The organism is Candidatus Schekmanbacteria bacterium, assembly GCA_003695725.1.
GTDB lineage: Bacteria > Schekmanbacteria > GWA2-38-11 > GWA2-38-11 > J061 > J061.
Genome location: RFHX01000052.1, coordinates 1 through 2641, shown reverse-complemented (window position 1 = coordinate 2641; position 2641 = coordinate 1). Strand labels below are relative to the sequence as shown.

General features: G+C 36.7%; 4 protein-coding genes. All 4 read right to left on the bottom strand.

Annotated features, from left to right (window positions below; translation table 11 throughout):
* Positions 1–94: 94 nt before the first annotated feature.
* Positions 95–295, bottom strand: coding sequence for a hypothetical protein (locus D6734_02490; protein ID RMF97287.1), 201 nt, complete (start codon positions 293–295; stop codon positions 95–97).
* 208 nt (positions 296–503) lie between these two features.
* The gene (locus D6734_02485; protein ID RMF97286.1) at positions 504–701 is read right to left on the bottom strand and encodes a hypothetical protein; all 198 of its coding nucleotides are present in this window, start codon (positions 699–701) and stop codon (positions 504–506) included.
* A gap of 1 nt (position 702) precedes the next feature.
* The gene (locus D6734_02480; GenBank protein ID RMF97285.1) at positions 703–1674 is read right to left on the bottom strand and encodes a hypothetical protein; all 972 of its coding nucleotides are present in this window, start codon (positions 1672–1674) and stop codon (positions 703–705) included.
* 1 nt (position 1675) lies between these two features.
* Positions 1676–2641, bottom strand: a 966-nt coding sequence (locus D6734_02475) for a hypothetical protein (GenBank protein RMF97284.1), incomplete at its 5' end; no start/stop codon positions are given.

The window sequence follows — 2641 nt, the reverse complement described above, 5'->3', positions numbered from 1 at the left end:
ATATTACAAAAAAATCATTATTGCTTCTCAACCTTCACATAGGAGATGAGGCATGGATATCATTCAAATCAACGGCAGTTGAGGTGTTTTGAATTCAATTAATATCCTCCTTTCCAAAGAAGTAGATAACCCTTCTATAGCTTTTGTTTGCTTCTCCACTATAGCTTACTCCCATGGGAATACGCCAGAATAATCCTAAAGCATCAATTTGATTCACCGGATTATTCCCCACATAGGGATACAAATTCACATCACTAATCTGCCCCACCGGATCCGGTTCCATATTCTTGCCCAATCGCGGATTGTAATCACGGAATCCGTTTTGGTAAAGACCGGTACGGTCGGCGTATTACCCGGGGAATCTCATATTAGTTTCCGGCGTCCCCTGATATATTGTGCCAAAGGGAAGATAATCAAATTTTCCCGACACAGACCTTCCAAGATGATCCGAATATAGGAATGTCACCTGCTCGGATGTGTCTTTGAAGACGCTATCTAAGTTATTATTCATAACAAAAGCCAAAAGCAGATCCGACCCCTTTTTTTTCAGTTTTCGGCGCTTCTATTTTTTTGCTTCGCTCTTCAACAGAGTTTTCAGTAGAAACCTCCTCCTTCTCAGCGCTTCGTTGATACAGGTAAAATGCGCCTACAATGACAATTAATAGAAGAAAAATAGGGATTATAGCTTTTTTCATATCCAACTTAACCAAACCATAAAGGCGCTTTTCTCAATACCTCACCATTAGAGGCATCTACAACAACATGCCACTTCCCGATATAGTAAAAAACCCATGCCAAATGATAATCTGAAAGCTCCCTTTTTGCATATACAGGAATTGGATTATCAGGCAAGTAAGGATATACATACAAATCTACTTTCATTTTCGATTCATCAAATTCATGTTTTTTATCCTTTTCAACTTCATTTTTTGCAATCTCTATCGCCTCTTCCCTTGAAATCGCCGGCTCAACGGACAGCTCTAAATCCTTCAAGTCAGGCTGATAATTGTTGCTAACAAGAACTATTTCTCCTGTCTTATGTGCAACCTCTACGCTGATTCCCGTAAAAAAAACAGGCACACCTTTATACATCTGATGGAATGTTATTCTGGTAAAGGTGCTTAATTCTTTCCTTTCAATCTTAAAATCAGAGAGGTCTTCATTTATTAATGAAAACAATCTGCTGTTTTCCTTTAAAAAATTTACTGCAATTTCTTCAGGGTCAAAATATCTTTCCTCAGTTAATATTCTTTCATATTTTAAAAGCCTTCTTATGTAACCTGTATTTTCATTCCATATGGCAAAAAAATTGCTATATTCCTTTTTCTTTTTCTTAAGCTCATTAAAAGCTTTGAGTTGTTCGGGATTTGGAGGAAAGATCTTTTTCTTTTCAGATTCTTCTCTTTTCTCCTGTCTTTTTATTTCTTTAGCTTTTTTTCTTTCCTGAACTTTTTTTCTCCTTTTCGCAGGAACCGGTTCCTCCCCTTTAATAACATTCGCTATCTCTTCATCAAGATGCTTTTCAGTTTCAGATTCTGCTAATTTATCGCTTTTCTGTTCAATAGGGGTTTCAGTGAAAACCTCCTTCTCACCGCTTCGTTGATACAGGTAAAATGCGCCTACAATGACAATTAATAGAAGAAAAATAGGGATTATAGCTTTTTTAATATTCAACTCACTCCATCCATAAAGGCGCTTTCCTCAAAACCTCTCCGGTATAGGCATCTACAATAACATGCCAACTACCAACAAAGTATAAAACCCACGCCAAACGATAATCTGAAAGCTCCCTTTTTGCATATACAGGAGTTGGATTATCAGGCAAGTAAGGATATACATACAAATCTACTTTCATTTTCGATTCATCAAATTCTGATCTTTTATCTTTTTCAACTTCTTTCTCTGCAATCTCTATCGCCTCTTCCCTTGAAATCACCGGCTCAACTGAAAGCTCCAAATCCTTCACATTCGGTTGATAACTGTTACTGACAAGCACTACTTCTCCTGTCTTATATGCAACCTCCACGCTGATTCCGGCCAAAAAGACAGGCACCCCTTTATACATCTGTTGAAAGCTTAGCCTAGTAAAGGTGCTTAATTCTTTCCTTTCAATCTTAAAATCAGAGAGGTCTTCATTTATTAATGAAAACAATCTGCTGTTTTCCTTTAAAAAATTTATGGCAATTTCTTCCGGGTCAAAATCTCTCTCCTCGGTTAAAATTCTTTCATATTTTGAAAGCCTTCTTATGTAACCCGTATTTTCATTCCACGAAGCATCAAAATTTTTATATTCCTTTTTCTTTTTCTTAAGCTCATTGAAAGCTTTGAGTTGTTCTGGGTTTGGAGGAAACACATTCTGCTCTTTAGATTCTTTTCTTTTCTTCTGTCTTTTTATTTCTTTAGCTTTTTTTATCTCCTGAACTTTTTTTCTCTTTTTCGCAGATCCCCGTTTTTCCTTTTTAATAACATTCGCTGTCTCTTCATCAAGATGCTTTTCAGCTTTCGGCGCTTCTATTTTTTTGCTTCGCTCTTCAACAAAGTTTTCAGTAGAAACCTCCTCCTTCTCACCGCTTCGTTGATACAGGTAAAATGCGCCTACAATGACAATTAATAGAAGAAAAATAGGGATTATAGCTTTTTT